This window comes from Herbaspirillum autotrophicum (assembly GCF_001189915.1).
GTDB lineage: Bacteria > Pseudomonadota > Gammaproteobacteria > Burkholderiales > Burkholderiaceae_D > Herbaspirillum > Herbaspirillum autotrophicum.
Genome location: NZ_LFLS01000038.1, coordinates 1 through 21,956 on the forward strand (window position 1 = coordinate 1; position 21,956 = coordinate 21,956).

Annotated in this window: 25 protein-coding genes; 1 reads left to right on the forward strand and 24 read right to left on the reverse strand. The window is 61.0% G+C overall.

The annotated features are described in order from the left end of the window. Positions 1-142: 142 nt before the first annotated feature. The 24 genes from AKL27_RS22815 to AKL27_RS22930 form a co-directional block, all read right to left on the reverse strand. Complete coding sequence (locus AKL27_RS22815; protein WP_232311074.1) at positions 143-703, reverse strand: hypothetical protein; 561 nt, start codon at positions 701-703, stop codon at positions 143-145. A gap of 204 nt (positions 704-907) precedes the next feature. After that, positions 908-1,570, reverse strand: coding sequence for a DUF799 domain-containing protein (locus AKL27_RS22820; protein ID WP_050465178.1), 663 nt, complete (start codon positions 1,568-1,570; stop codon positions 908-910). An 11-nt stretch (positions 1,571-1,581) separates the two neighbouring features. Then, complete coding sequence (locus tag AKL27_RS22825) at positions 1,582-1,941, reverse strand: DUF4810 domain-containing protein (protein ID WP_050465179.1); 360 nt, start codon at positions 1,939-1,941, stop codon at positions 1,582-1,584. An 18-nt stretch (positions 1,942-1,959) separates the two neighbouring features. Next, the gene (locus AKL27_RS22830) at positions 1,960-2,634 is read right to left on the reverse strand and encodes a CsgG/HfaB family protein (protein WP_050465180.1); all 675 of its coding nucleotides are present in this window, start codon (positions 2,632-2,634) and stop codon (positions 1,960-1,962) included. A 274-nt stretch (positions 2,635-2,908) separates the two neighbouring features. Further along, on the reverse strand, positions 2,909-3,673 hold the full coding sequence (locus tag AKL27_RS22835; RefSeq protein ID WP_083439227.1) for a 4'-phosphopantetheinyl transferase family protein: 765 nt from the start codon (positions 3,671-3,673) through the stop codon (positions 2,909-2,911). Positions 3,674-3,693: 20 nt separating this feature from the next. Continuing rightward, on the reverse strand, positions 3,694-4,941 hold the full coding sequence (locus AKL27_RS22840; protein WP_050465182.1) for a beta-ketoacyl-ACP synthase: 1,248 nt from the start codon (positions 4,939-4,941) through the stop codon (positions 3,694-3,696). Next, a complete protein-coding gene (gene fabG, locus AKL27_RS22845) occupies positions 4,938-5,675 on the reverse strand; it encodes a 3-oxoacyl-ACP reductase FabG (RefSeq protein WP_050465183.1) in 738 nt (245 codons plus the stop codon). The genes AKL27_RS22840 and fabG overlap by 4 nt, the downstream gene beginning before the upstream one ends. Continuing rightward, positions 5,672-6,175 carry an ApeP family dehydratase gene (locus AKL27_RS22850; RefSeq protein WP_050465184.1) on the reverse strand — a complete coding sequence of 168 codons (504 nt, stop codon included), beginning with the start codon at positions 6,173-6,175 and terminating at the stop codon, positions 5,672-5,674. Before AKL27_RS22850 ends, fabG begins: the two co-directional genes overlap by 4 nt. Before the next feature lies 1 nt (position 6,176). Then, positions 6,177-7,358 (reverse strand): beta-ketoacyl-ACP synthase, encoded by a 1,182-nt coding sequence (locus tag AKL27_RS22855; protein ID WP_050465185.1) that lies wholly within the window; start codon positions 7,356-7,358, stop codon positions 6,177-6,179. After that, positions 7,355-7,936 carry a DUF3261 domain-containing protein gene (locus AKL27_RS22860; RefSeq protein ID WP_083439228.1) on the reverse strand — a complete coding sequence of 194 codons (582 nt, stop codon included), beginning with the start codon at positions 7,934-7,936 and terminating at the stop codon, positions 7,355-7,357. Before AKL27_RS22860 ends, AKL27_RS22855 begins: the two co-directional genes overlap by 4 nt. Then, complete coding sequence (locus AKL27_RS22865; protein ID WP_050465186.1) at positions 7,927-9,156, reverse strand: NAD(P)/FAD-dependent oxidoreductase; 1,230 nt, start codon at positions 9,154-9,156, stop codon at positions 7,927-7,929. The genes AKL27_RS22860 and AKL27_RS22865 overlap by 10 nt, the downstream gene beginning before the upstream one ends. After that, positions 9,143-11,512, reverse strand: a complete 2,370-nt coding sequence (locus tag AKL27_RS22870) for an MMPL family transporter (RefSeq protein WP_050465187.1) — start codon at positions 11,510-11,512, stop codon at positions 9,143-9,145. The genes AKL27_RS22865 and AKL27_RS22870 overlap by 14 nt, the downstream gene beginning before the upstream one ends. 1 nt (position 11,513) lies before the next feature. Then, the gene (locus AKL27_RS22875; protein ID WP_083439229.1) at positions 11,514-12,134 is read right to left on the reverse strand and encodes an outer membrane lipoprotein carrier protein LolA; all 621 of its coding nucleotides are present in this window, start codon (positions 12,132-12,134) and stop codon (positions 11,514-11,516) included. A gap of 14 nt (positions 12,135-12,148) precedes the next feature. After that, a complete protein-coding gene (locus AKL27_RS22880) occupies positions 12,149-12,616 on the reverse strand; it encodes an acyl-CoA thioesterase (RefSeq protein ID WP_050465189.1) in 468 nt (155 codons plus the stop codon). Then, positions 12,609-14,183, reverse strand: a complete 1,575-nt coding sequence (locus tag AKL27_RS22885; RefSeq protein WP_050465190.1) for an HAL/PAL/TAL family ammonia-lyase — start codon at positions 14,181-14,183, stop codon at positions 12,609-12,611. The genes AKL27_RS22880 and AKL27_RS22885 overlap by 8 nt, the downstream gene beginning before the upstream one ends. After that, positions 14,176-15,147, reverse strand: coding sequence for an LpxL/LpxP family acyltransferase (locus AKL27_RS22890; protein ID WP_050465191.1), 972 nt, complete (start codon positions 15,145-15,147; stop codon positions 14,176-14,178). The genes AKL27_RS22885 and AKL27_RS22890 overlap by 8 nt, the downstream gene beginning before the upstream one ends. Beyond that, the gene (locus AKL27_RS22895) at positions 15,144-15,902 is read right to left on the reverse strand and encodes a glycosyltransferase family 2 protein (protein WP_050465192.1); all 759 of its coding nucleotides are present in this window, start codon (positions 15,900-15,902) and stop codon (positions 15,144-15,146) included. Before AKL27_RS22895 ends, AKL27_RS22890 begins: the two co-directional genes overlap by 4 nt. Before the next feature lie 2 nt (positions 15,903-15,904). Beyond that, positions 15,905-17,686 (reverse strand): AMP-binding protein, encoded by a 1,782-nt coding sequence (locus AKL27_RS22900; protein WP_050465193.1) that lies wholly within the window; start codon positions 17,684-17,686, stop codon positions 15,905-15,907. Further along, the gene (locus tag AKL27_RS22905; RefSeq protein WP_050465194.1) at positions 17,679-18,236 is read right to left on the reverse strand and encodes a COG4648 family protein; all 558 of its coding nucleotides are present in this window, start codon (positions 18,234-18,236) and stop codon (positions 17,679-17,681) included. The genes AKL27_RS22900 and AKL27_RS22905 overlap by 8 nt, the downstream gene beginning before the upstream one ends. Next, positions 18,223-18,498, reverse strand: coding sequence for an acyl carrier protein (locus tag AKL27_RS22910; RefSeq protein WP_083439230.1), 276 nt, complete (start codon positions 18,496-18,498; stop codon positions 18,223-18,225). Before AKL27_RS22910 ends, AKL27_RS22905 begins: the two co-directional genes overlap by 14 nt. A gap of 9 nt (positions 18,499-18,507) precedes the next feature. After that, complete coding sequence (locus tag AKL27_RS22915; RefSeq protein ID WP_050465196.1) at positions 18,508-18,768, reverse strand: phosphopantetheine-binding protein; 261 nt, start codon at positions 18,766-18,768, stop codon at positions 18,508-18,510. Beyond that, positions 18,755-19,525 (reverse strand): lysophospholipid acyltransferase family protein, encoded by a 771-nt coding sequence (locus tag AKL27_RS22920; RefSeq protein WP_050465197.1) that lies wholly within the window; start codon positions 19,523-19,525, stop codon positions 18,755-18,757. The genes AKL27_RS22915 and AKL27_RS22920 overlap by 14 nt, the downstream gene beginning before the upstream one ends. Further along, complete coding sequence (locus AKL27_RS22925) at positions 19,515-20,312, reverse strand: beta-ketoacyl synthase chain length factor (protein ID WP_332308361.1); 798 nt, start codon at positions 20,310-20,312, stop codon at positions 19,515-19,517. Before AKL27_RS22925 ends, AKL27_RS22920 begins: the two co-directional genes overlap by 11 nt. A gap of 526 nt (positions 20,313-20,838) precedes the next feature. Then, entirely contained in the window at positions 20,839-21,807 is a 969-nt protein-coding gene (locus AKL27_RS22930; protein WP_050465198.1) for an aliphatic sulfonate ABC transporter substrate-binding protein, read from the reverse strand. Between AKL27_RS22930 and AKL27_RS28700 the strand changes: the two genes are divergently transcribed. Further along, a complete protein-coding gene (locus AKL27_RS28700) occupies positions 21,806-21,934 on the forward strand; it encodes a hypothetical protein (RefSeq protein WP_269749270.1) in 129 nt (42 codons plus the stop codon). The genes AKL27_RS22930 and AKL27_RS28700 overlap by 2 nt on opposite strands. Positions 21,935-21,956 lie beyond the last annotated feature (22 nt).

The following is a 21,956-nucleotide window of genomic DNA, read 5'->3' on the forward strand; positions in this document are numbered from 1 at the left end:
CTATTGCCCGCGCCTACGAACATAAAAAATCTCAAAAAAGAATCTTTGGGCGTGCCTCGGACCATGAAGGTCGGTTTTTTTGCAGCTTTGGGAGAAGAAAAAGGCGGCGGGTCCCCGCCGCTTTGTCATGACTTGCCGGCGCTTATTTTTGCGCGGTGGTCGCGGTTCCGGCCGGCGCTTCATCCTCGACGCCGGTAGGACCGCCGACGGCGATCCGGTAATTGTTCTGGGTGTATTCGGTAATCAGGGTCGTCATGCGCGTGAGCATGTTGCGGTCCGTGCCGCCGAATGAATAGGCGCCGCCCATGGCGAAGGCGCGCTGGTAGAACTCAGGTTCGGCTACCACTCTGCCGGACGCTGCATCGGTATAGCGCACGCGCATCACCACCGCCGAGCTGCCGGACAACGGTCCGGTAAAAATGCGCTTGGCGGTACCGATCATCTTGGCATCGGTACAGAATGGTTCGATGATCAGCCGGCGCGTAGCCGTCTCCGGTTTCTTGCGCTGGTTCCACTCCGTGAGCACCGGCGTCAGTATCTTGCCGAGCCGTCCTTGCACACCCTGAAACGCACTGTCGGCGCCGCTCTGCTTGGAGCATCCGTCCTGCATGTTGACCGGCTTCAATTCAAACGTGTTGAATGCCGAAAAAGCTTCAAGCGGGGGCGGGTTGACCGCATTGGCTGGCATTTTAACGGTGGTCATGCAAGCTGAAGTCAGAACTGCGGTGGCAAGAATGGCGCTGCAAGAGAGTACTTTCGGGATTGGCATAGTGGGTATCAGGACAGAGTTTTGCGTAGTTTTAGTTTTCTGAAGCGACACGAATTGTAACCCCGGCCGGCAATCAGTATTCTTTGCCATCGAACTATTTGATAGTGCAGACCGATTGCCGCCAGATACGGATGCGTCTCAGTCTTTGCCGTAGCGGGGGGAGCGCGGGCCATACAGCATGCCGTTCGGCGGGCGCGCCATCAACAGGCGCTGACTCGTGAGTCCGGCGATTCTGTAGCTGGCGTCGGTGGCGCTGTTGATGATTTGATTGATCACTGCGCTTACCAGCATGCCGACAAGACCGCCCGAATTGTTCTGGCCTTCTTCGCTGGAAGCGGAGGCCGCGCCGTGCCACAGCGTTTTGCCGTTGTTGAGATCGACCAGCCGGGCTTCGGCAGTCACTATCGTTGCGCTGCTGACCACCATATAGCGGGAACCGTAATCCTTGACGTCGACATACAAGGCAGCGTCGGCACCGAAAATCTCGCGTAATTTGCGAGGCTCAACGTGATGGATGTCATGGGCGGTGTGCAGGCCATTTTGTTTGAAGGTTTCGTCCACCAGCGCCACCGGTAAGACATAGTAGCCGGACTCCGCCAGCGGATGGCTCATCTGCGACAGCATGCCGTAAGTTGCCTCCACCTCCGGCGAACTGTTGAGCGGCGGCAGGATCAGCAAGGTGCGCGGATCGGCGTCCCGGAACGCAGCGTAATCGTAAGGCCGGGGTGCGATGGCACAACCGCTTGCCAGCACCGTCAGCAGTAAGATGGCAGCGACGGTCCATGATTTTTCAAACGGCATTTTGCGGCTCCTTATTTCCGGTATTTGTTCAGCAGAAAATCGATGTAGCCGGATGATTCCGGAAACAGTGTCTTTTCAGTTTCAAATGATTGAACCACCTGATCGTGCTTGCCGATCCTGGCATACAACATGCCAAGGTGGGCGTGGTAGCCGGGTGGCATGGCACCGCCATTGGCGCGGGCTTTCACGATGCCTTGCTCCAGAGCGGCGATCTGTTCTTCGCTACTGTTGCCTTCGGTTTTAAAGTGCTGATACACCTGCTGTTGATAGTCGCCCCAGTGGTAGATGGTTTTTTGTGTGGCGCAGCCGGCCAGCATTACCAATGCGATGGACAGCATCAGTGACGAACGCTTTGTGAGCGCGTTTTTCATGAATGAACTCCTGTTGGTTTACTGCCGGCGGGGGCGCCATGCGCCGGAATCAATATCGCCGACGAGCTTGTTGATGGCTTCGCGGATGGCGAGATCAAGCACTTTGCCGTTGAGCGTGGCGTCATAGCTGGCGGTGCTGCCGAAGCCGGCTATTTCGCGGCTGGCGAGGCTGTACTCACCGGCCCCCTGTGCCGAATGGACGACCTGCGCAGTACCGACATCGACGATGTTCAGACTGACCCTGGCATACGCGATCTGCGATTTGCCGCGGCCCAGAATGCCGAACAACTGCCGGTCTCCGACCTCTTTGCGGCCGAACCCGGTGACGTCGCCGGTGACGACATAAGCCGCGCCGTTGAGGTTTTGGGTTTGCCGGCCGAGTTTTGCTTCCTGACCGATTTCAGCCATGTTGTCGCGGTCCAGTACATCGAATCTGCCGGTTTTCTGTAAATGCGTAATCAGGATGGTTTTGGCCTGTCCGCCGAGACGATCAACGCCGTCGCTGAACAAGCCGCGCATGTAGCTGGAGCGGTTGTCGAACTTGCCGATGGCGATTGGCGTGCGTATCCCCTGATAGGGTGTCGCGCTGGCGGTCGTTTCTGCAATCGCCAGGGGGCGCGACTGTTCTGTGGTGGCGCACCCGGCAAGCAAGAACAACATTCCAAGCGCGATAGAAATAGTGGTATTGCGCATTTCCGCTCATTCCTTTTCTTGATGTAGATGCGGGCAACCTGATGGTTGTCATTGAAGTTTGTTGATTTTTTATCAACACCGGCGGCTCACTTTAAGGGAATGTGCGTTGTCTGGATATCGTAAAAATGCGAAGTCGGCAGGCTTTTTTATCGGCAAGCGATTTGATTGTTTGGCGCCGGGCAATGCCCGGGACCAGCGTGCGAAGCTGGACGACGGCAGCGGCTTTGTCTTTGTCAGATGCCGCGATTACGCCACTGCCGGCGCCCTGACCGCGTCAGGAAAAGAAGCGCCCGATGTCGTTGCCGTCGCGGTCGGAGCGGAAGGAAAAGAGGGGGAGGCAAGTCACGCAAGACAGTGCCTGCATGCTGCAAATCGCCACAAATATATCGGGGCGGGGGCGAGGGAAAACAAAGCAGGGTGGTCCCGCAGTCAGCAGCTTGCCGTCAGGGCCGGTCATTTCGGGGAGTGCGGATGGCTGTCGTTGCAGTATGCATTGCAGCTTGTATAGCGCTTCCTTGCTGTTCCACAGCTGATAAAACGCAGCCGTGCGGTCCGCTTCATTCTGCGCCAGAAGCCAGGCATGTTCTGCCGGTGAAAATGTGGCGCGGCTGATGGCCAGCGGATCATGTCGCGGATTGTGTGTTTCGATGTCGAGACCCAGCGCCTGGGTTTGACTGACGGCGCAAGCGACGATGCCGTTGCTGTGCGACAAACTGAAAAATGGCACGTCTGTGGTGCTGCCGTTCACCCTCAGGTGCGGAGCGGCATCGGCTTCGACACTGACTTCAATTGCAGCGGTTGCGATCTGCAAATGCCGGGAAATTGCCAGACGCAGCAACAGTCGCGACGCCAGAAATTCAAGTTGTCGCTGCGCCCGGATGAAGCCGGCGTACCGCCGTCGTTCATCGGGTGTCAGGAATGCCAGGCAATCGGCGTAATTGCTCACGTTCGTCGCCAGACTGTCGCGCACATCGGCCAGCCAGAGTGTCGCTGCGCCGGACGACATGGCGACTGCTGGTTGGCTGGCCGGGGTGGACATGGCGCTGAATCAGCCGCTGCTCAAGTCAGCCGCTTGAATATCAGCGAAGTATTGATGCCGCCGAAAGCGAAATTGTTCGACATCACATAGTCGCATTCGAGCGCGCGACCGTCGCCGGTCAGGTAATCGAGTTCGCCGCACAGCGGATCGACCTGTTGCAGATTGATTGTCGGCGCAAACCAGCCGGTGCGCATCATCTCGATGCTCATCCAGGCTTCCAGCGCACCGCAGGCGCCGAGCGTGTGGCCCATGTAACTCTTGAGCGAACTGATCGGGGTGCGGTTGCCGAATACTTGCGCGGTGGCGTTGGTTTCGGCGATGTCGCCTTGCCGGGTGCCGGTGCCGTGGGCATTGATGTAACCCATGGCGCTGGCCGGCAGGCCGGCATCGGCCAGCGCCAGTTCCATGGCGATGCGCATGGTGTCGGCATTCGGATTGGTGACGTGACGACCGTCGCTGTTGGTGCCGAAGCCGACCACTTCAGCGTGGATCGTGGCGCCGCGCGCCAGCGCATGTTCCATGTCTTCCAGAATCAGGCTGCCGGCGCCTTCGCCCAATACCAGGCCGTCGCGTTCGCTGTCGAACGGGCGCGGTGTGGTGTCGGGCGTATCGTTACGAACGCTGGTGGCATACAAGGTATCGAACACCGCAGCTTCGGTCGCGCACAGTTCTTCCGAACCGCCGGCAATCATGACTTGCTGGCGGCCGCTGCGGATGGTTTCGTAGGCATAGCCGATGCCTTGACTGCCGGAAGTGCAGGCACTGGAGGTGGTGATGATGCGGCCGGTGACGCCGAAGAACACGCCCATGTTGACCGGCGCCGTATGCGCCATCATTTTGAGATAGGTATTGGCATTGATGTTGCGGGTACTTTTTTCCGCAAACATCATGCTGAAATCGGCGATGGCATTCGGCGTGCCGGCCGATGAGCCGTAGGCGATGCCGACCTTGCCGCTGGCCAGCAGCGGATCATCCAGCAAGCCGGCATCTGCCAGCGCCAGTTCGCTGGCGCGGGTTGCCAGCAGCGCGACCCGGCCCATGCTGCGGGTGGTTTTACGGTTGTAACGGTCGCTCAGTTCGAAGGCGGCGGCGGGCGCACCGAGGCGGGTATGCAAGCCGTCATATTCGGCCCACTCCGGCATCTGCACCACGGCATTGCGCAAACTGCGCAGCGCCTGCTGCACGCTGTGCCAGTCGTTGCCGATCGGGCTGATGCCGGCCATGCCGGTGACCGCCACGCGGCGGTTGTGGTTGCCTGCGGTGTTCATGCCAGGCCTCCGTTTACCGAGATCACCTGGCGCGTGATATAGGCCGCATCATCGGCCATCAGAAAGCTGACGGCAGCGGCCACTTCCTCAGGCTTGCCGACACGGCGCGCCGGAATCAGCTTGACGATCTCGTCGAGCGGCGCATCGTGCGCCATGTCGGTATCGATCAGGCCCGGGGCAACGCAGTTGACGGTGATGTCGCGCTTGGCCAGTTCCAGCGCCAGCGCCTTGGTGGCGCCGATGATGCCGGCCTTGGCGGCGCTGTAGTTGACCTGGCCGCGATTGCCGACCAGTCCCGAGACCGATGCCAGCGTCACGATACGACCCGGCTGGCGGCGGCGCACCATGGGCATGGTGAGCGGTTGCAAGACATTGTAGAAACCATCCAGATTGGTTTTCAGCACGCTGTCCCAGTCTTCGCCGGTCAGCGCCGGAAAGGCATTGTCGCGGGCGATGCCGGCATTGCACACGACGCCGTAATAGCAGGCATGCTGCTCGATGTCTTGCAGCAAGATGGTGGCGCACTGCTGGCGGTCGGCGATATCGAATTGCAGCACGCGTGCGGCGCGACCGAGTTCGCGTACCTGTTGCGCGACGTCGTCGGCAGCGGCGCGCCGGCTGTGGCAATGCAGCACGATGTCGAAGCCGTCGCGCGCCAGGCGCAACGCAATGGCCTTGCCGATGCCGCGGCTGGAACCGGTCACCAGAATGGTTTTACCGTCATGCTTGCTCATGTGTGTTTTCCCCTGGTAAATTCTGGCGCGTTGTCCGGCTGGAATACAGTTACCGTAGCTTCTGCCAGCGTTTCACGCGTCTGTTTGTCTTGTATCGTACAGGCAAAGGATCCCAAACCGTTGTCTGTGTGCAGCAATTTTTGTGCTTTGATGATCAGTGTGCTGCCAGTCGCAAATTGCGCGGTCCGGCATGCATAGCGCCGGGTGCCGAGCAAAAAACCGATCCCGGGAGTATCGCCGCGCTGCTGCGCATGATACCCGGCATAGGCGGCGATGGTTTGCGCCATGTATTCGATGCCGATCCAGCTGCCGACGCCGCTGCCGTCATGAAACAGGCTGGCCGGCGTGATCTCGGTCTCGGCCCACAAGCAGTCTTCGTCGACCGCCACCATGCGCTTGAGCAACAACATGGTGGCGGCGTGCGGCACCAGTGTGTGCAAGGGCGGGAAACGGTCGGGGTCGGTTGCCGGAATTGCGGCGGCAGGATTGAACAACGTCATCTCAACTCCGGCCGAATACCAGCGCAGCATTGCTGCCGCCAAAGGCAAATGAATTGCTGAGCGCCAGCCGCAATGGCCGCCCCAGTCGCTGGCCGGGCGCAACCAGTTGCAATGGCGGCAGCGCCGGGTCGGCGACGCCATCCCACAGATGCGGCGGCAGGTTGCCCTGGTCGTCCTGCATCGCCAGCCAGCACAAACCGGCTTCAACCGCGCTGGCCGCACCGAGTGCATGGCCGGTCAGCGGTTTGGTGGAGCTGACGGCCACCGTATGGCCGAACAGGGCGGCAATCAGTTGTGATTCCATGGCGTCGTTTTGCAGTGTCGCGGTGCCGTGCAGATTGATGTAGTCGATCTCGCCGGACTTGATTTGTGCGCGCGCCAGCGCTTTTTCAATCGCCAGCCGGGCACCGGTGCCGCTCGGATCCGGCGCGGAAATATGATGGGCATCGGACGACTCGCCCCAGCCGCGCAGGCTGACGGTGGCTTCTTGCCTGCTCATCAGAAACAGCGCTGCACCTTCGCCGATATTGATACCGTTGCGATTGGCGCTGAGCGGATTGCAGCGGCTGGCGCTGACGGATTCCAGTGCACTGAAGCCGGCGATGGTGAAGCCGCACAAAGAATCGACACCGCCGCTGATGACCGCGTCGCACAAGCCCATATTGAGCAGGCGGGCAGCACTGGCCATGGCTTTGGCGCTGGAAGCACAGGCGCTGGAGTGGACATAGGCCGGGCCGCTGACGCCGAGCGTCTGGGCCAGCGCCGCAGCCACCGAGCCGAGTTCTTGCTGGCCGTAATGAAAGTGCGCCGGAAAGCTGCCGTGCTGCGCGGCATGGGCGAACGCTGCTTCGCCTTCGGCGATGCCGGAGGTGCTGGTGCCGATAATGATGCCGACCCGATGCGCGCCGAAGCGGGCAATGGCGGCGTCGGTCTCGGGCCGGATGCGTTCCAGCGCGGCCAGCGCCAGCCGGTTGTTGCGGCTTTGATCGCGCAACGGCAGATGCATGACCGATGGCAAGCCGGATTCGGCCAGCGTGATGCTGCCGAGCGCCAGCATCTGGCCCGCAAGGTGGCGGTCGCTGGCTCGCACGCCGCTGTCGCCGGCATACAGGCGGCGGCTGATCGCGGCGTGATCATGGCCCAGCGGACACACCAGGCCGAGTGCGTTCAGATAAATGCTCATGGCGCAGCGGCAGATTGAATGGTCAGACGATAGTGGTAGCGCAGATTGGTCAAGATTACCGTGCCGCCCCAGGTCTTGTGGTCGGGATAGTCGATTTGCATGATGGGTTCATTATGCAACAGCAGCGTGCGATTGCCGTCTTTTTGCTGCAGCGTCCAGCCGGCCGGCAGCGCGGCGCGAATTGCCGCCACCGGCCACAGCGTGAGCTGGATGTCTTCCAGCACGTCTTCGCCGCGCACCTGCGCCGGCAGCATGAAGTGGCGCCACGTAGTCAGTTCCTTGCCGTCGTAATGCAGGGTCATGACGCGCTGGCCGACGGCCAGGCCGACCAGATTCAATTCCTTGTCATCGATTTCGAGCGCGGTATCGAGATCGTCGGTGCGGCCTTCGCGTTCGACCTTGAGATGTTGTTGCAGGCTCAGCGTTTCACCGAGCGATGCCGGCGACAGCCGCAAGCCCAGCCGGGCCTGAGGCTGGACGGGTGCCGGTGGCAGACTGGAGCATGCCGCCAGCGTCAGCGTCAGTGCCAATGCGCATGCCGGCAGCCAGCCGCGATGGCGTAACGAGGTCAGGCGCATATTGCCTCCAGTGCCGTCAGGCGGCGTTTGCTTTCGCTGACATACGGATTGCTGTCGTCCCACGCATAGCCGGCCAGAATCGCGGCAATCATGCGACGGATTTGCGGTTCCTGATGATCATGGAAAATCACTTTCTGGAAACCGCCGGCGTACCAGGATTCGACAAAGGTGCGGAAGGTATCGACCCCGCGCTTGAGCGGCACCGCGTAATCCTGCTGCCAGTCGACCGTCGCGCCGGCAAATTGGCGCTCAAGTGCGGCCGCAGCCAGCACCGCCGATTTCATCGCAATCGTCACGCCCGAGGAAAAGACCGGGTCGAGGAATTCACCGGCATTGCCGAGCAAGGCGTAACCAGGACCCCACAGCGATTTGACGTTGGCGGCATAACCGGAAATCTTGCGCGCCGGAGTGTCCCATGCAGCGTGTTGCAGCAATTGCTGCAAGCTGGGATCTTCCGCTGCCAGCGCTTGCAGGCGCTCGGTTTCGCTGCCCTGATACGCGGCCAGAAAGGCTTCGCTGGCCACCACGCCGAGCGAGCAGCGGCCGCCGGCAAACGGGATCAGCCAATACCAGACATCGCAATGCTGCGGATGGACCGTGATGCGGATTTTATTGCGATCAAAATCGGGATTGCCGATACCGTCGGCAATGTGAGTGAAGATGGCGCCGCGCAGCGGAAAGCCGGAGGGTATTTCCAGATCCAGCAGGCGCGGCAAGACCCGGCCGAAACCGCTGGCGTCGAGCAGGAAGCGTGCCGTGATGCGATATGCGCTGCCATCGGCACGGGTCACCATGGCGCTCGGTTGCAGCGCATCCGGGGTGATTGCGCTGACGGTTTCACGGTAGCGCACGTCGGCTCCCTGACGCTCGGCTTCACGCGCCAGAATGTGATCGAAATCGGCGCGCGGCACCTGATAGGTGGTACCCCAGCCGGCCGAATGCTTGTCGCGGAAATCGAACGCGGTGTAACGCTCGCCATGGACGAAGGCGGCGCCGTTCTTGAATTGAAAGCCGGCTTCGACTACCGCTTGCAGCATGCCGGCCTGTTCCAGAAAGACCATGCTTTGCGGCAGCAGACTTTCGCCGATGCTGAAACGCGGAAACTGTTCGCGTTCGACCACGATCACATGCCGTCCCTGCTGGCGCAGCAGGGCAGCGGCCACAGCGCCGGAGGGGCCGGCGCCGATGATCAGGACATCACAATGTTCATGCTTGCTCATAAGTGCTTTCGGTGGTGCTGAAACAGGGCGCGATCACCCAGATGGTGGCCATGCCGATCAGCATGGTCAGGCCGAAGGCATGCAACGGCGGACTGCCGCTCAGTGCCAGCAGGCCGAATGACAGCAATGCGCTCAATGCCGACAAGCCAACCGTCAGCCACGCAAAGCGGCGATGCCGTTGCGATGGTTCTTGCAGGAAAATGCCGTAATCCACGCCGAGCCCCAGGATCAGCATGCAAGCCAGGACATGGAACAGTTGCAGCGGCAGGTTGAACAGGCCCAGCAAGCTCAACACGATGATGGTGGCAACTGCCGGCGGCGCCACGATGCGCCAGGCGCTGCGGCCATAGCGCAGCGTCAGCAACAGCCAGATCGCGGCATAGGCGCCAAGGATGACCCAGCTCATGTATTCCCGGTAATGTTGCAGCACCGAGGAAATGTCACCCACTTTGTCGACCCACTGCACGCCGTCTTGCGGTGCTGCCACGGCAGCCAGTGTCGATAACTGGCGGTAATCGTTCACACCGCGCAAGGCCACGATGCTGGCATATTGCTGGCCGCTCTTGCCCAGCCAGAGATGACGCCAGGGTTCGCCGGCCGGCGCTTGCAGGAATATCTCCGGTAGCAGTGGCACGGTCTTGTCGCGCAGGCGCTGCTGAATGCCGGCAATCCATTGCGCATCTTCGCCGATGCTGCGGGCGACGCTGGCCAGCGGACCGTTATCGGCCAGCAGCGTGCGTTCCGCCAATTGCCGGTTGGCTTGCTGCGCCTGCAGCGACGGCACCCAATTCGACACTGCCTGATAGCCGCTGATGACGCCGCGTGCGACCAGCGGTAGCAGACGTGCTTTCAATGCTTCTTCGCGTTGCAGGACGATTTCGGCGGAATCGCCGCGCACCAGATAGAACTGCACCGGTGTCGGCGCATCCAGCAATTTGCTCAACTGCATCTGATCGTCGACCAGTTTCTTTTGCGGCGTCTGCAAGGAACGGATGTCGTCGCTCACTTGCAGCCGGCTCAGGCCGGCGGCGGCGCCGATGCTGAACAGCACCAGCAGCGCCAGACTGAAACGGTTTTTGCCGAACAGGGGCCAATGGCGCAGGCTCAGGCTGTAACGGTCAGCGATGGCGGTGGTATGGAAAGAGGAAGCGCGGACCAGCAGCGGGAACCAGCAAATCACGGTCAGCCACGCGAACAACAGGCCGAGGCCGGAAAACACTGCCATTTGCTGCAATCCGGGAAACGGCGTCAGTGCCAGTCCCATGTAGCCGATGATGGCCGCCAGCAACATCAGCGCCAGCCCCGGCAACAGGCGGCGCAGCAATTGTTGCGAATCCAGCGCCGGTGGCGAGCCGAGCCGCGCGCACAGGAAATAAATCCCGTAATCCTGCGCGATGCCGATCAGGCTGGCGCCGAATACCAGCGTCAGCAAATGAATCTGACCGAACAGCAACCAGCACACCGACAGCGCGCCAAGACAGCCAACTGCAATGGAGGTGGCGATCAGGGCAATCGGTTTGAGCGAGCGGAAACTGAGCCACATCAACAGCAAAATTCCGGCCAGCGAACCGATGCCGATGGTGGCCATTTCGCCGGCGGCCTGATTGCCGGCGGCAGCCGCATGCAGCACCACGCCGGCGGTAATGATGTTGGCTGTCGGTACCTGCTGCTGCGCAGCCGCAGTCGCCGCGTCCAGTACCGGCAACGCCGACTTCTGGGTGCTGATGGCAAACGCCGGTTGTAGCAGCGTCATCAACACCATCACGTAAGAGCGGCCATTGCCTTCGACATACAGCTTGCCGTCGCGCGGCCGCACCGGTGTTTCCTGGGCGCGGGTTTGCACCCAGCCGCTGAACAGTGCGAACGGATCATCTTGCCAGGCGCCCAGTTTGGGGCCGGAAAACGCACCATACAAACCGCTCAGTGCGGCATCGGTCCAGTGTTGCGGCGGTGCCGATTGCAAGCTCGCCTGTTGCTCCGGTGTCAGCAGCAACAGCCGGCTCTGGTCGAATGCGGCCAGCCAGTCGCGTTGCAATTGATCCGACATTTCGGCAGTGGTGTGCAGCAATTGCGGGTGTTGTCCGATCACCGCCTGATAGGCATCGGCCGCGCGTACCGCCTCAGGCCAGCTGGCACCACCCACCAGCACCACCACGCGCTGTTGCGCGGAATCGACCATGTGGCTGAAGGCTTGATTCAAGACCGGGTCGCGTTGCGACGCTGGCAGCAAGGCCAGAATGTCGGTGCCGGGGCTGATGCGTTTGCCGAGCCACAGCCAGACGTTGTGACCGACCAGCAAGCTGACGATCAGCAGCCACAGCAGCGCCAGTCGCTTGCCGTTTCCGGAATGGAACACACTAGTCAAACAAGGCTCCTTCTTCGGCCGTCATGGCGGATGGGCCGGTCTGGATGGCAGAAAACACGATCTCGGTATGGTCGCCGCCGGCTTCTTGCATCGTCACTTTCCTGACGTAAGCGCCGCCTTCCAGTGCGATATTGCCGATGGCCTTGGCCAGCGCCGGCTGTCGGGCCTTGAGCGCGACCTGCCAGTTGCCGTTCTTGATACTGCCGTCGAGTTCGAACAGATTGTCGAGCTGGCTGAGGTCGCCCGACAGCAGCGAAAACATGACGCTGTTGATCATCTTCACCACCGGTTCCTGTTTGGCATCGAGCCGCATGGCAACGCGGTCGCCCTGCATTTGCACGATTTCATCGCGGGTCAGGCGCAAGGTGTTGGGGAACGGTTGCAGCGTGCGCCACAAGACGCCCTTGCCGGCCACCACACAAAAGCGGCCGTTCGACAGCAAGGGCTTTTTGATGCCGCTCAGTTGCTTGGTCTGGTCGAAGCGGCCGCACATCAGTTTGGGTTTGTTCAGTGCGGCCTGGATCTCGGCCACCGGTGCTGCGGCTTGTGCCGCCGGATTGAGTGCGAGGAGCAGGGGGGTGCTCAGCGCCAGTGCGGAAAGAATGCGTGGCATGGAGTTACCTCGGTTCATGATGTGGCCGGCAAGCCGAGCTTTTGCAGCAGTATCGGCGGCGAGACGAAACACATCTCATGGGTGGCGGCATCGACGGCGACTTGCGTGGTGCTGGCGCGGGTCAGGCGCTGACCGCTGGTGCAGTCGCTGATCAGATAGTCGATCTTGAGGCGGTTTTCCCATTCGACGATGGCAGCGCGCACCTTGATGCGCTGACCGAACGTGGCCGGATGGGCATAGCGCAAATGCAGGTCGATGATCGGCCATGCATAGCCGGACTGCTTCATCGCCGGATAGTTGTAGCCGATCTGGTCGAACAGCGCGCAACGCGCGTTTTCCAGATACTCCACATAACGTCCGTGCCACACGATTTCCATCGGATCGAGATCGTAAAACTGGATCTGCAATGCGATTTCGGCACTCCACGGCGATGACTTCAGCGACAGCGGCGCCACCGGTGTTGGCGGCAGGGGTTCATTCATACAGACTCCAGACTTGAGTGCGAATGCTGGTAAGCAACTGGCGCAGTTCCGGTTCCAGCATGCGGTCTTCGACAATCGCCGGGATGTGCGCGCTCAGTGCTTCTTGCATCGCTGCCAGCCGGCCTTGCGGCAATTGCGCCAGGGTACCTGCCGGCTGCATCGCGGCGCGCAAGGCCACACCCTGGCGCACGGTGATCAGCAATGCCGCCACCACTTGTTCCGTCAACTCCAATATACGCAGACAGTCGCGCGCGGCAATCGTGCCCATGCTGACCTTGTCCTGGTTGTGGCATTCGGTGGACCGCGAAAACACCGAGGCCGGCATGGTCAGTTTCAGGGCTTCGGCGGTCCATGCCGAGACGCTGATCTGCAAGGCTTTGAGCCCGTGATTGATGCTGGCGCGCGGACCGCTGGCACCGGACAGGTTGGGCGGCAAGCCATTGTTGTAACGGCTGTCGACCAGCAAAGCCATCTGACGGTCGAGCAGATCGGCGATATTGGCCACCGCGTTTTTCATGCTGTCCATGGCGAACGCAATATGGCCGCCGTAGAAATGGCCGCCGTGCAACACGCGCTCATTGTCGGCATCGATGATGGGATTGTCGTTGGCGCTGTTCAATTCATTTTCAATCGAACTGCGCAGCCACGGCAGGGCGTCGGCCAGTACGCCGATGACATGCGGCGCGCAGCGGATCGAGTAACGGTCTTGCAGACGCTTTTCATTGCGCAGCGGCTGATCGCAATTGAGATCGGTTTGCAGCCAGGCGGCGATTTGCTGCTGGCCCGGATGCGGCTTGACGGCAAACAGCGTGGCGTCGAAATGATGGGCGTTGCCATCCAGCGCAAAGCTGGCCATGGCCGTGATGCGGGTGGCGATGCGGCTCAGATAGTCGGCGCGGCTGTAGGCGAGGCAGGCCAGCGCGGTCATGACGGCAGTGCCATTCATGATCGCCAGTCCTTCCTTGGGCCGCAGGCGCAACGGTGTCAGGCCGGCAGCGGCCAGCGCGGAGGCGGCCGTTACCCGTTCGCCATCGCGCCAGACTTCACGTTCACCGCACAACACGGCGGCCAGATAAGACAGCGGGGTCAGGTCGCCGCTGGCGCCGACCGAACCTTCCGAGGGAATCAGCGGCAACAGGTCATGTTCCAGCAAGGCCGCGATTTGTTGCAGCAGGGCGACGCTGACGCCGGAGTAACCCTTGCTCAGCGAGGCCAGCCGGGCGGCCAGAATGGCGCGTGTTTGCGCCGGCGTGAACAATTCGCCGAGGCCGCAGCCGTGATAGGTATACAGATGATGCGGCAATTCCGCGACCAGTTCCGGCGGCACCGTCACCGTGCACGAGTCGCCATAGCCGGTGGTGACGCCATAAATGGTGCCGTCTTCGCGCAACAGCCGGTCCAGAAAATCGGCGCCGCGCTGAATCTGGGCGCGGAACGCCGGATCTGCCGACAAGCGGGCGCGGGCCGAGCCGTCGGCGATGGCGACGATATCTTCAATCGTCAGGCGCTGGCGGTCGAAATGGACCGTGCGTGTTGCGGAGTCGGTTGCAGTGGCAGGCTTAGTCATTGGCAGGCAAGTCATTCGTAGCGGGCAAAGCCCAGAAATCGTAAAAGTTGAACCATTGCAGCGGCGCTTGCAGGCAATGATGTTCCAGCCGCGCGGCATAATCGGCGGCGAGTTCATCGAGCAAGCGTGCGCGGTTTTTGCGCGGCAGCACGATGCTGTCGCGGAATGGCTCGAAGGTCAGATCGGCGCCGTTCGCCGTGCGACGTGAAAACAGCAGGAACGCCGGGCACTGCAACAGGCTGGCCAGAATGAACGGGCCCACCGGAAACGGCGCCGGCCGGCCCAGAAAACCGGCCCAGGCCACACGTGGATGCGGTGATACCGGGATGCGGTCACCGGCGATCACCACGAATTCACCTTGCGCCACTTTTTCCGCCAGCATGATGGCGGTGGCCGGCGACATTTCCGTCACTTGCAGCAAATTGAGTTCACTGCCCGGATTCAGATGCGCCAGCATGCGATTGAACGCCTGCGCATGTTTGGTATGCACCAGCACTGTCATTTTCAACCCGGGACAGCGGCCCGACATCACCCGGCACAATTCGAGATTGCCGAGATGGGTACAGATCAGCAGCCCGCCGCGGCCTTGCGCAATGTTTTCCAGCAGCGGCGGATGGCCGTGGACGGTGACCTGATCCAGCTTGAACTGACCGCCCCACAACAGCATCTTGTCGAGAATGCTTTCGGCAAAGCTGGCGAAATGACGCAGCACGCCGGGCAGGCCGGTGGGCACCTGTGGATTGCGTTGCCGGGCCAGTTGCAGATACTGTGCCGATGCATTGCGGGCGCGGCGGTTGCTGGCGACAAACCACAGCAATACCGGATACAGGGCCAGCCGGAACGGCCAGCGGCCACAGCAGCGGTACAGGAAAAACAAAATGCGCATGCCGCTCACGAAGCTGACTTCATTGATCTGCGCCCAGTGCGAGGATGGCTTGGCTGACTTCACGGCGGTAGCTTTCATGGTTGCCGGCGCGGCCAATGGCGGCGCAGGTTGCGCGCCAGCAGTCGCGGGCTGCGCAGCAGCATGCCGGCAAACAGCACGGCATGCATGCGCGTGATCAGCAGGTTGTCTTGCACCGCGCGGAAGTGCGATACGCCATCGAGCGGATAGCCGACGCGCGTCGGCAAATTGATGACGCGTGAGCCGGCCCAGTACAGACGCACCAGAATCTCGGTATCGAAATCCATATGGGCACCGATCTTGCGCGTGCTGATCAGGCGCATGACGGGCGTCAGCGGATAGAGCCGGAAGCCGCACATCGAATCCTTGATTTCCAGCGACAAGGTATTGATCCAGACCCAGATGTGGGTCAGGTAGCGGGCGTAAAAACGCAAGGCCGGCACGCTGTCGTCATAGATCGGGCAACCGGCGATGACGGCCAGCGGGTGTTGCTGCGCCAGTTGTACAAAACGCGGAATGTCGGCGCAATCGTGCTGGCCGTCGGCATCGATTTGCAATGCGTGGCTGTAGCCGGTGGCGGCCGCATGCTGCATGCCGCTGATCACCGCCGCGCCTTTGCCGCGATTTTGCGGATGGCGCAGCAGGGTGACAAGCTGCGGTGTGGCTGCTGCCAGTTGATCCAGAACCCGGGCGCAGTCGGCAGTGCTGCCATCGTCGACCAGAATGCAGTGCAAGCCGTGCGCCATGACGGCGGCGGTTACCGTGCCGATGACTTGCGCGTGGTTGTAAACCGGGATGACGACACAGGTGCGCATGATCAGGCTCCGAACAGGATGCGGCCGCTGGCGTGCGCCCCGGCCTCGGAATGAATGCGGAAATTCAGCGCCGATTTCTGGCTGTCATGCTGCAATTCCAGCGTCACGCAGGCCCCTGGCAGAATCACTTGCTGGAACTTGAGTGCTTGCATGCCGATGAACTGCGGCGGCAAATCGAAATAGCGGCGGCCGTAACGGATGGCCCAGTCGGTTTGCACCACGCCGGGCAAGATCGGGGCCCCGGGGAAGTGGCCATCGAAGTACAGCAGATCGGCAGGAATCGTCAGCGTCAGCACGACGCGTTGCTGATCTTGCTCGTGCAGTTGTTCCTGCGGCCACTGCGGACGCGCAGGCGGCGCTGGTTCCGTGACCAACAAGGCCAGCAAGGCGGCGCGCGTAATCTTGCCTTGTGCATTGAGCGGCAAGGCATTGACATAGCGCCAGCTGCGCGGCAGTGCAATCGCTTCCACCGCACCGGCCAGCAGCGCGCGCAATTGCGTATTCACGGCCAGCTTGCCCGCGCTCGCCAGCAATTGTTTGCCGGCGTCACTCAGCACCACGCAGGCAGCGATGCGTTGCCGCCGGTGCTGGCGGGCGCCGGCATCGTGCAACAGCGTGCGGACCTCGGTGACCAGCGGCGAGGCATGCAGCAGACGTTCGATGGCGTCCAGCGAGACGCGCTTTTCTTCCAGTTTGACGATGCGGTCGGCGCGACCGAGCAACACGAAGCGGCCATCCGCGAGCAACTGTGCGCGGTCGGCCAGTCGCAGCCATTGCGCATCGGGCAGATGCGGCGAACTGACCGCCAGGGTTTGATGCTGGTCTTCACCATCGGCGTCTTCCGGCTGGTCATCGGCGGTTAACTGCACGCGGACGTGCGGCATGGTTTGCCAGTTGTCGTCAGTAACGCTGGTACGCTGACGCCAGGCGATGCCGCCGGTTTCCGAGCTGCCGTAAATTTCAATCGGAGACTCCCCGAACAAACCGGCGCAGGCCATTGCGGTATCCGCCGGCAACGGGCCGCCGGAGGAAAACACACCGCGCAAACGGCGCGCATCGGCGACAAACGGGCTGTCAGGAAAACGTTTCAGATGCGCCGGGCTGGAAATCAACAGGCAATCGCGGCTGCTCAACATCGGTGCCAGTTCTTGCGGGAACACCACGCTGCGCACATGGACCGCGCGGCCTGCGGTCAGCGGCCACAAGACCTTGAACAGCAAACCATAAATATGTTGATGCGAGACCGTGGCAATGATGTCGGCCTGGCCGGCGCGGGCACCGAACAAGGCTTCCAGCGTGGTCACTTCGCTGGCCATTTGCGACAGCTTCTTGGGAATCGCCTGGGCCTCGCCGGTACTGCCGGAAGTGAATACCACCAGACCCGGGAAATCGGGGCTGAGCGGCGACCCGGTACTGAGCGCGATCGCCGGCGGCGGGAGTTCGTCAGCGACCGGCAATGGCAGTGGCGACCAGCGCGCGTCAAACTGACCGATAAAGCCATCGACCAGCCCATGCAGTGCCTGACAAGTAGCGGGCAGGGCATCGCCCGGCAGATAAACGGTTTTGCCGGCCATCCATGCGGCAAACAGGATCGCCGCAAATTGCACGCTGTCGTCACTGTACAAGGCAAAGCGCTGTCCCGGATGGCGGCTCAGGACCTGCCGCCAGGCGGCAAGCTCGTGCAGAAACGCGGCATTGGCGACGGGCCGGGCATCACGCCAGCCGACGACGCTGTGCGGTGCGCGCGTCAGCCACGGTTGATTGAGCAAATTGACATCAGGCATGGTGTCTCCGTCGTACATGCAGGCGCACCAGATATTCGCCGCAAAACAAAATACCCATCAACAGATAGGAAATCACGCCGGTCCAGAGCGACCAGGCGGCGGCCGACATCCACAAGGCGGTGATCAGCGCAATGCTGCCATTGAGCGCAAAAAACACACACCACACTTGCGTCACGCGCCGCGTATAGATGACCGCGAACGGCGGCAGATCCGGTTCGCGCAAGCGCGCCATGCGTTCAATGATGGTCGGCGGGTGCAGCAGGCTGTAGCCGAACAGCGCCAGCATGCCGGCGCTCACCAGCACCGGGTACAGTTTCAGCGGCAACAGCGCGTTTTGCCAGATGGCCAGCGCCGCCAGCGCCAGTGCCGCAGCACCCCACCAGCGATTGCCGCGCGACAGCCGCAGCGTAAACAAGCGCACGCCGGCAATCACCAGCAACAACAAGGCCAGCATGCGCGGCTCGATGCGCCCGTGACCGAGCCAGATCGCCAGCGGATACAACAGCGTGATCGCAACCGTAACGACGGTGGCCGGATCAGGCCTTTTCATCTGCCAGCAGGGCGGCGAGAACCTCGACCACATCATTGACGGTGCGCACCGAACGGAACACATCGGGCTGGATGCGCTTGCCGGTCAGCTGGTTCAGTTTGACCACGATGTCGACGGCGTCGATGCTGTCGATGTCGAGATCGGTATACAGATTGGCTTGCGGAGTGATGTCCGCCTTGTCGATTTCAAACATGTCATGCAGCATGTCGACCATCCAGTCATACAGCTGTTCTTTGCTCATTGCGCTGTTCAGAGTACTCATGCTTCAACCTTATTGCGGGCGGTGGGCGGCGATCATGGTCGCCAGTGATTGAACCGATGCAAAATGCCGGCGGGTTTCTTCGGAATTGGCCGACAGGCTGATACCGTAACGCTTTTGCAGTGCGACGCCGAGTTCCAGGGCATCGATGGAGTCCAGCCCGAGGCCGTCGCCGAACAAAGGCGCAGCGGCATCGATATCGGCCGGCGTGATGTCTTCCAGTTGCAGAACCTCAATGATGAGTTCTTTGATTTCTTGTTCAAGCTGCTGCATGGCCTTGATACGCTTTCGTGAAATAGTCTTGCAAATAGGCGGTCAGGTGACGCGCCGCCAGTGTGGTATTGCCTGCTTGCCGCACAATATTGTCGACGGCAATGTCAGGCTGAATCTCGATCCGGAAATGGGCAATCGTCGGCGGCACGTGCCACCACTTTTCATGTTTTCCCAAGGTCGGCGGCCGGCAATGAATGATGACCGGGGTAATGTTGTGCAGACTGCGTACCGCAATGTTGGCGGCGCCGCGCTGAAACAGCAGCGGCATGCCGGGGGTGCTGCGGGTGCCTTCCGGAAAAATGATCAGGTTGCCGCCGTTGCTGATCGACCTGATACAGGCGTCGATCAGGGCCGGGCCGCCGTGATTGCTGACATAACCGGCGGCGCGGATTGGTCCGCGCATGAACGGGTTGTGCCACAAGGCATCCTTGACGATGCAATCGGCATGTCTGACAAACGCCATCAGAAAGACGGTATCGATCAGTGTCGGGTGATTGGCCAGAATCAGCAAGCCGTTTCGGTCGAGCCGCTCAAGTCCGCTGATGTCGTAACGCAACACGCCGAGCAGGCGCATCAACTCCACAAAACCGCGAAACGCCAGTTGGATCACGCGGCGCGCAAGATCGATGCGGCGCACGGGATCGCGCACGAACAGGTTGAGCAGCGGGAATACGCACATGCGCAGCAGCAGACCGCCGGCGCCAAAGGTGGCGAAGCTCAGTCCGGTGCCACAGATGCGCCAGTATTTATTGAGCATGATGTTCCCAGTGCCAGCAGCGGCCGTCGGCGATGCGTTCGGTACGACCTGTTGCGGCCAGTTGAAAGCGCAATACGGTGAGCAGAGCATTGTCCAGCAGATGGCCGGGATCAGTTGCCAGTGCATGCGTGCCGGCGGCCCACGACAGCGAGATCGACGGCGCTTGCGGTTGCGCCGGCTGCATCAGCCAGGCCCAGGCCAGTGCTTGTTCGTGACTGTCCTGAAAGGCTGCGAAAGAGGCCGGCACCGGATTGTCGAATGCCACCAGAATCACTTGCGCGGCACCGTCGGCCAGCAAACCGCAGGCTTCGATAGCGGCATGTTCGATGGAACTGGCCCCGGCGGCCAGCGCCAGATTGTTGCTGCGGTCACCGCGCGCAATCGACAGCAGGCCTGCACTCGCGTTATGCACGGAAAGACTGAACGCAGTTGGCGAGAGTGGGTTGTGATGGGCGAGCTGATCGAGCAACTCGGCGGAACGGGCGCATTCACCGTGCCGCGAAGCAAAAACGACCGGCGTCTCGGGGGCGGGAGTTGTACCTTGTGCGGCGAGACATTGGTAAGCCACTTCGAGCGCCATCTTGCCGGACGCACTGGCGCGTCTGCGCAGCAGGGCGGGCATGGCTTCGAGCGCCGGCACCGAACCGGCACCGACAGCGACGACAGGCAGCTCGCCGCCATCCCAGGCTTGCCAGGCGGCTGCGTCAGTCATGCCGGGCGCCCATGCAGCATGGGCGGCCAGCGCAAACCTGATGCTGCCGGCGTAGGTGCATTGCTCCGTTGTCACACTATTTCCTCGTTTGCCATCGTGCCCGACATCGAATGTCATCTCCCCCATCGGGTATCTTGATATGGTGCCGGTGATGCGTAGCGCCATTCGTGGCTTTGCCGCCGAAAAATTATACGTGTATGTATCGTCAAAACCATTCGTAAATCAATGATAAATGCGTGATAAATCAGTGACAAAGCCGTGAAATTTTTATATATCGGAAAAATAGCGGCAAAAAAAAGGCAGGAACGATGATCATCGTTTCCCACCTGAGTTTTTTTCAGCTATGACTGCATCGTAGCTGGCACCGTTAGCCGGAATCGGTGCGTTGTTAAAATCAAGTACTTAGGCTGCCGCCACGTGCTCCGGACCGGGTCTGAATTCCTGATAAAACGACACACGCGGCGATTTCGCTCGCATTGTACAACGGATGCCCCCACGCTTTGGTGGCTGGCAAGCCAATAAGCGCGGGAAAAGTTGACCGCTTTGCAATACGTTGCAAAATTGCAAATCAGCCATGCCCCGGAACGCCGCTGGCAGCAGCTTATTTGATATCGATGACGGCGTCCGTGACCCGGATTGTTTTTGGTAACAGGTGGTAACGGTAGAAGGTATCGGCCACTTCTTGCTGTGCGGCAATCACCTGTGGCGTCAACGGAAAGAACACGCCCCACGGCTGACGCGCCAGTACCTGATGCCAGACAGCCTGCTTGACGCCGGTATCCTGTTCCAGAAAACGGGCGGTGTCGGGGATGTGCCGGCTGGCATGCAACTCGGTCTGGTTGACTTCCTGCAAGGTGGCGCGCAATACCGCCGGGTAGCGCTGTGCAAATTTGCGCGGGGAGATATAGAAGCCGTAATTGGCCGGCAGACTGCTGGCATTGATCAGCACCCGGGCGCCGGTGGCCGCTTCGACATCGGCCAGGCGCGGATCAAGTACTACCCAGGCCGCAACGTCGCCGCGTTCGAATGCCGAACGGGCTTCGCTGTATTGCAGGTAGGCCGGCGTTACGTCGTCCGGTGTCAGCCCGCTTTTTTCCAGCGCTTTCAATAACAGGTACTGTCCGGCCGAACCTTTGGCGACCGCGATGCGCTTGCCTTTGAGATCGGCCACTGTTTGCACCGTTGAATTTTTCGGCACCAGAATGCCGTAGTTGTCGCCATAGGGCGCGGTATAGCCGACATAACTGACATCCGGCGCACTGCCGGCCTGGGCAAAGACGGGTGGGGTAGCACCGACATAGCCGAGATCGATATCGCCGGTATTGATCGCTTCGACCAGCGGCGGCCCGAACGGGAATTCATACCATTTGACCTTGACGTCATGGCTGCGCAACAGTTTTTCCAGCGCACCGCTGGATTTCAGAATCACCAGACTGTTGCCTTTCTGGTAGCCGATGCGAATCTCTTTGGGCCAGGCCGGTTCTGCGGCTTGTGCCGTGAAGGCAGTGGCAAAGGTGGAAATGAGCAGCAGCAATGACAGCAGCAGGGGACGTGATGAAACGGTGAACATGGATGAATTCCTTGAAAATTTTGATGCCAGCATCAATCCAACAAGCGCTAATATCCATGGCGTCAGCGTAATCACCGCGGCATGGTCAGCGCAAAAAAACAAGCATAGCCACGCCGCCCGGGAATGAATACGAAGGCTTGTGCAGATGC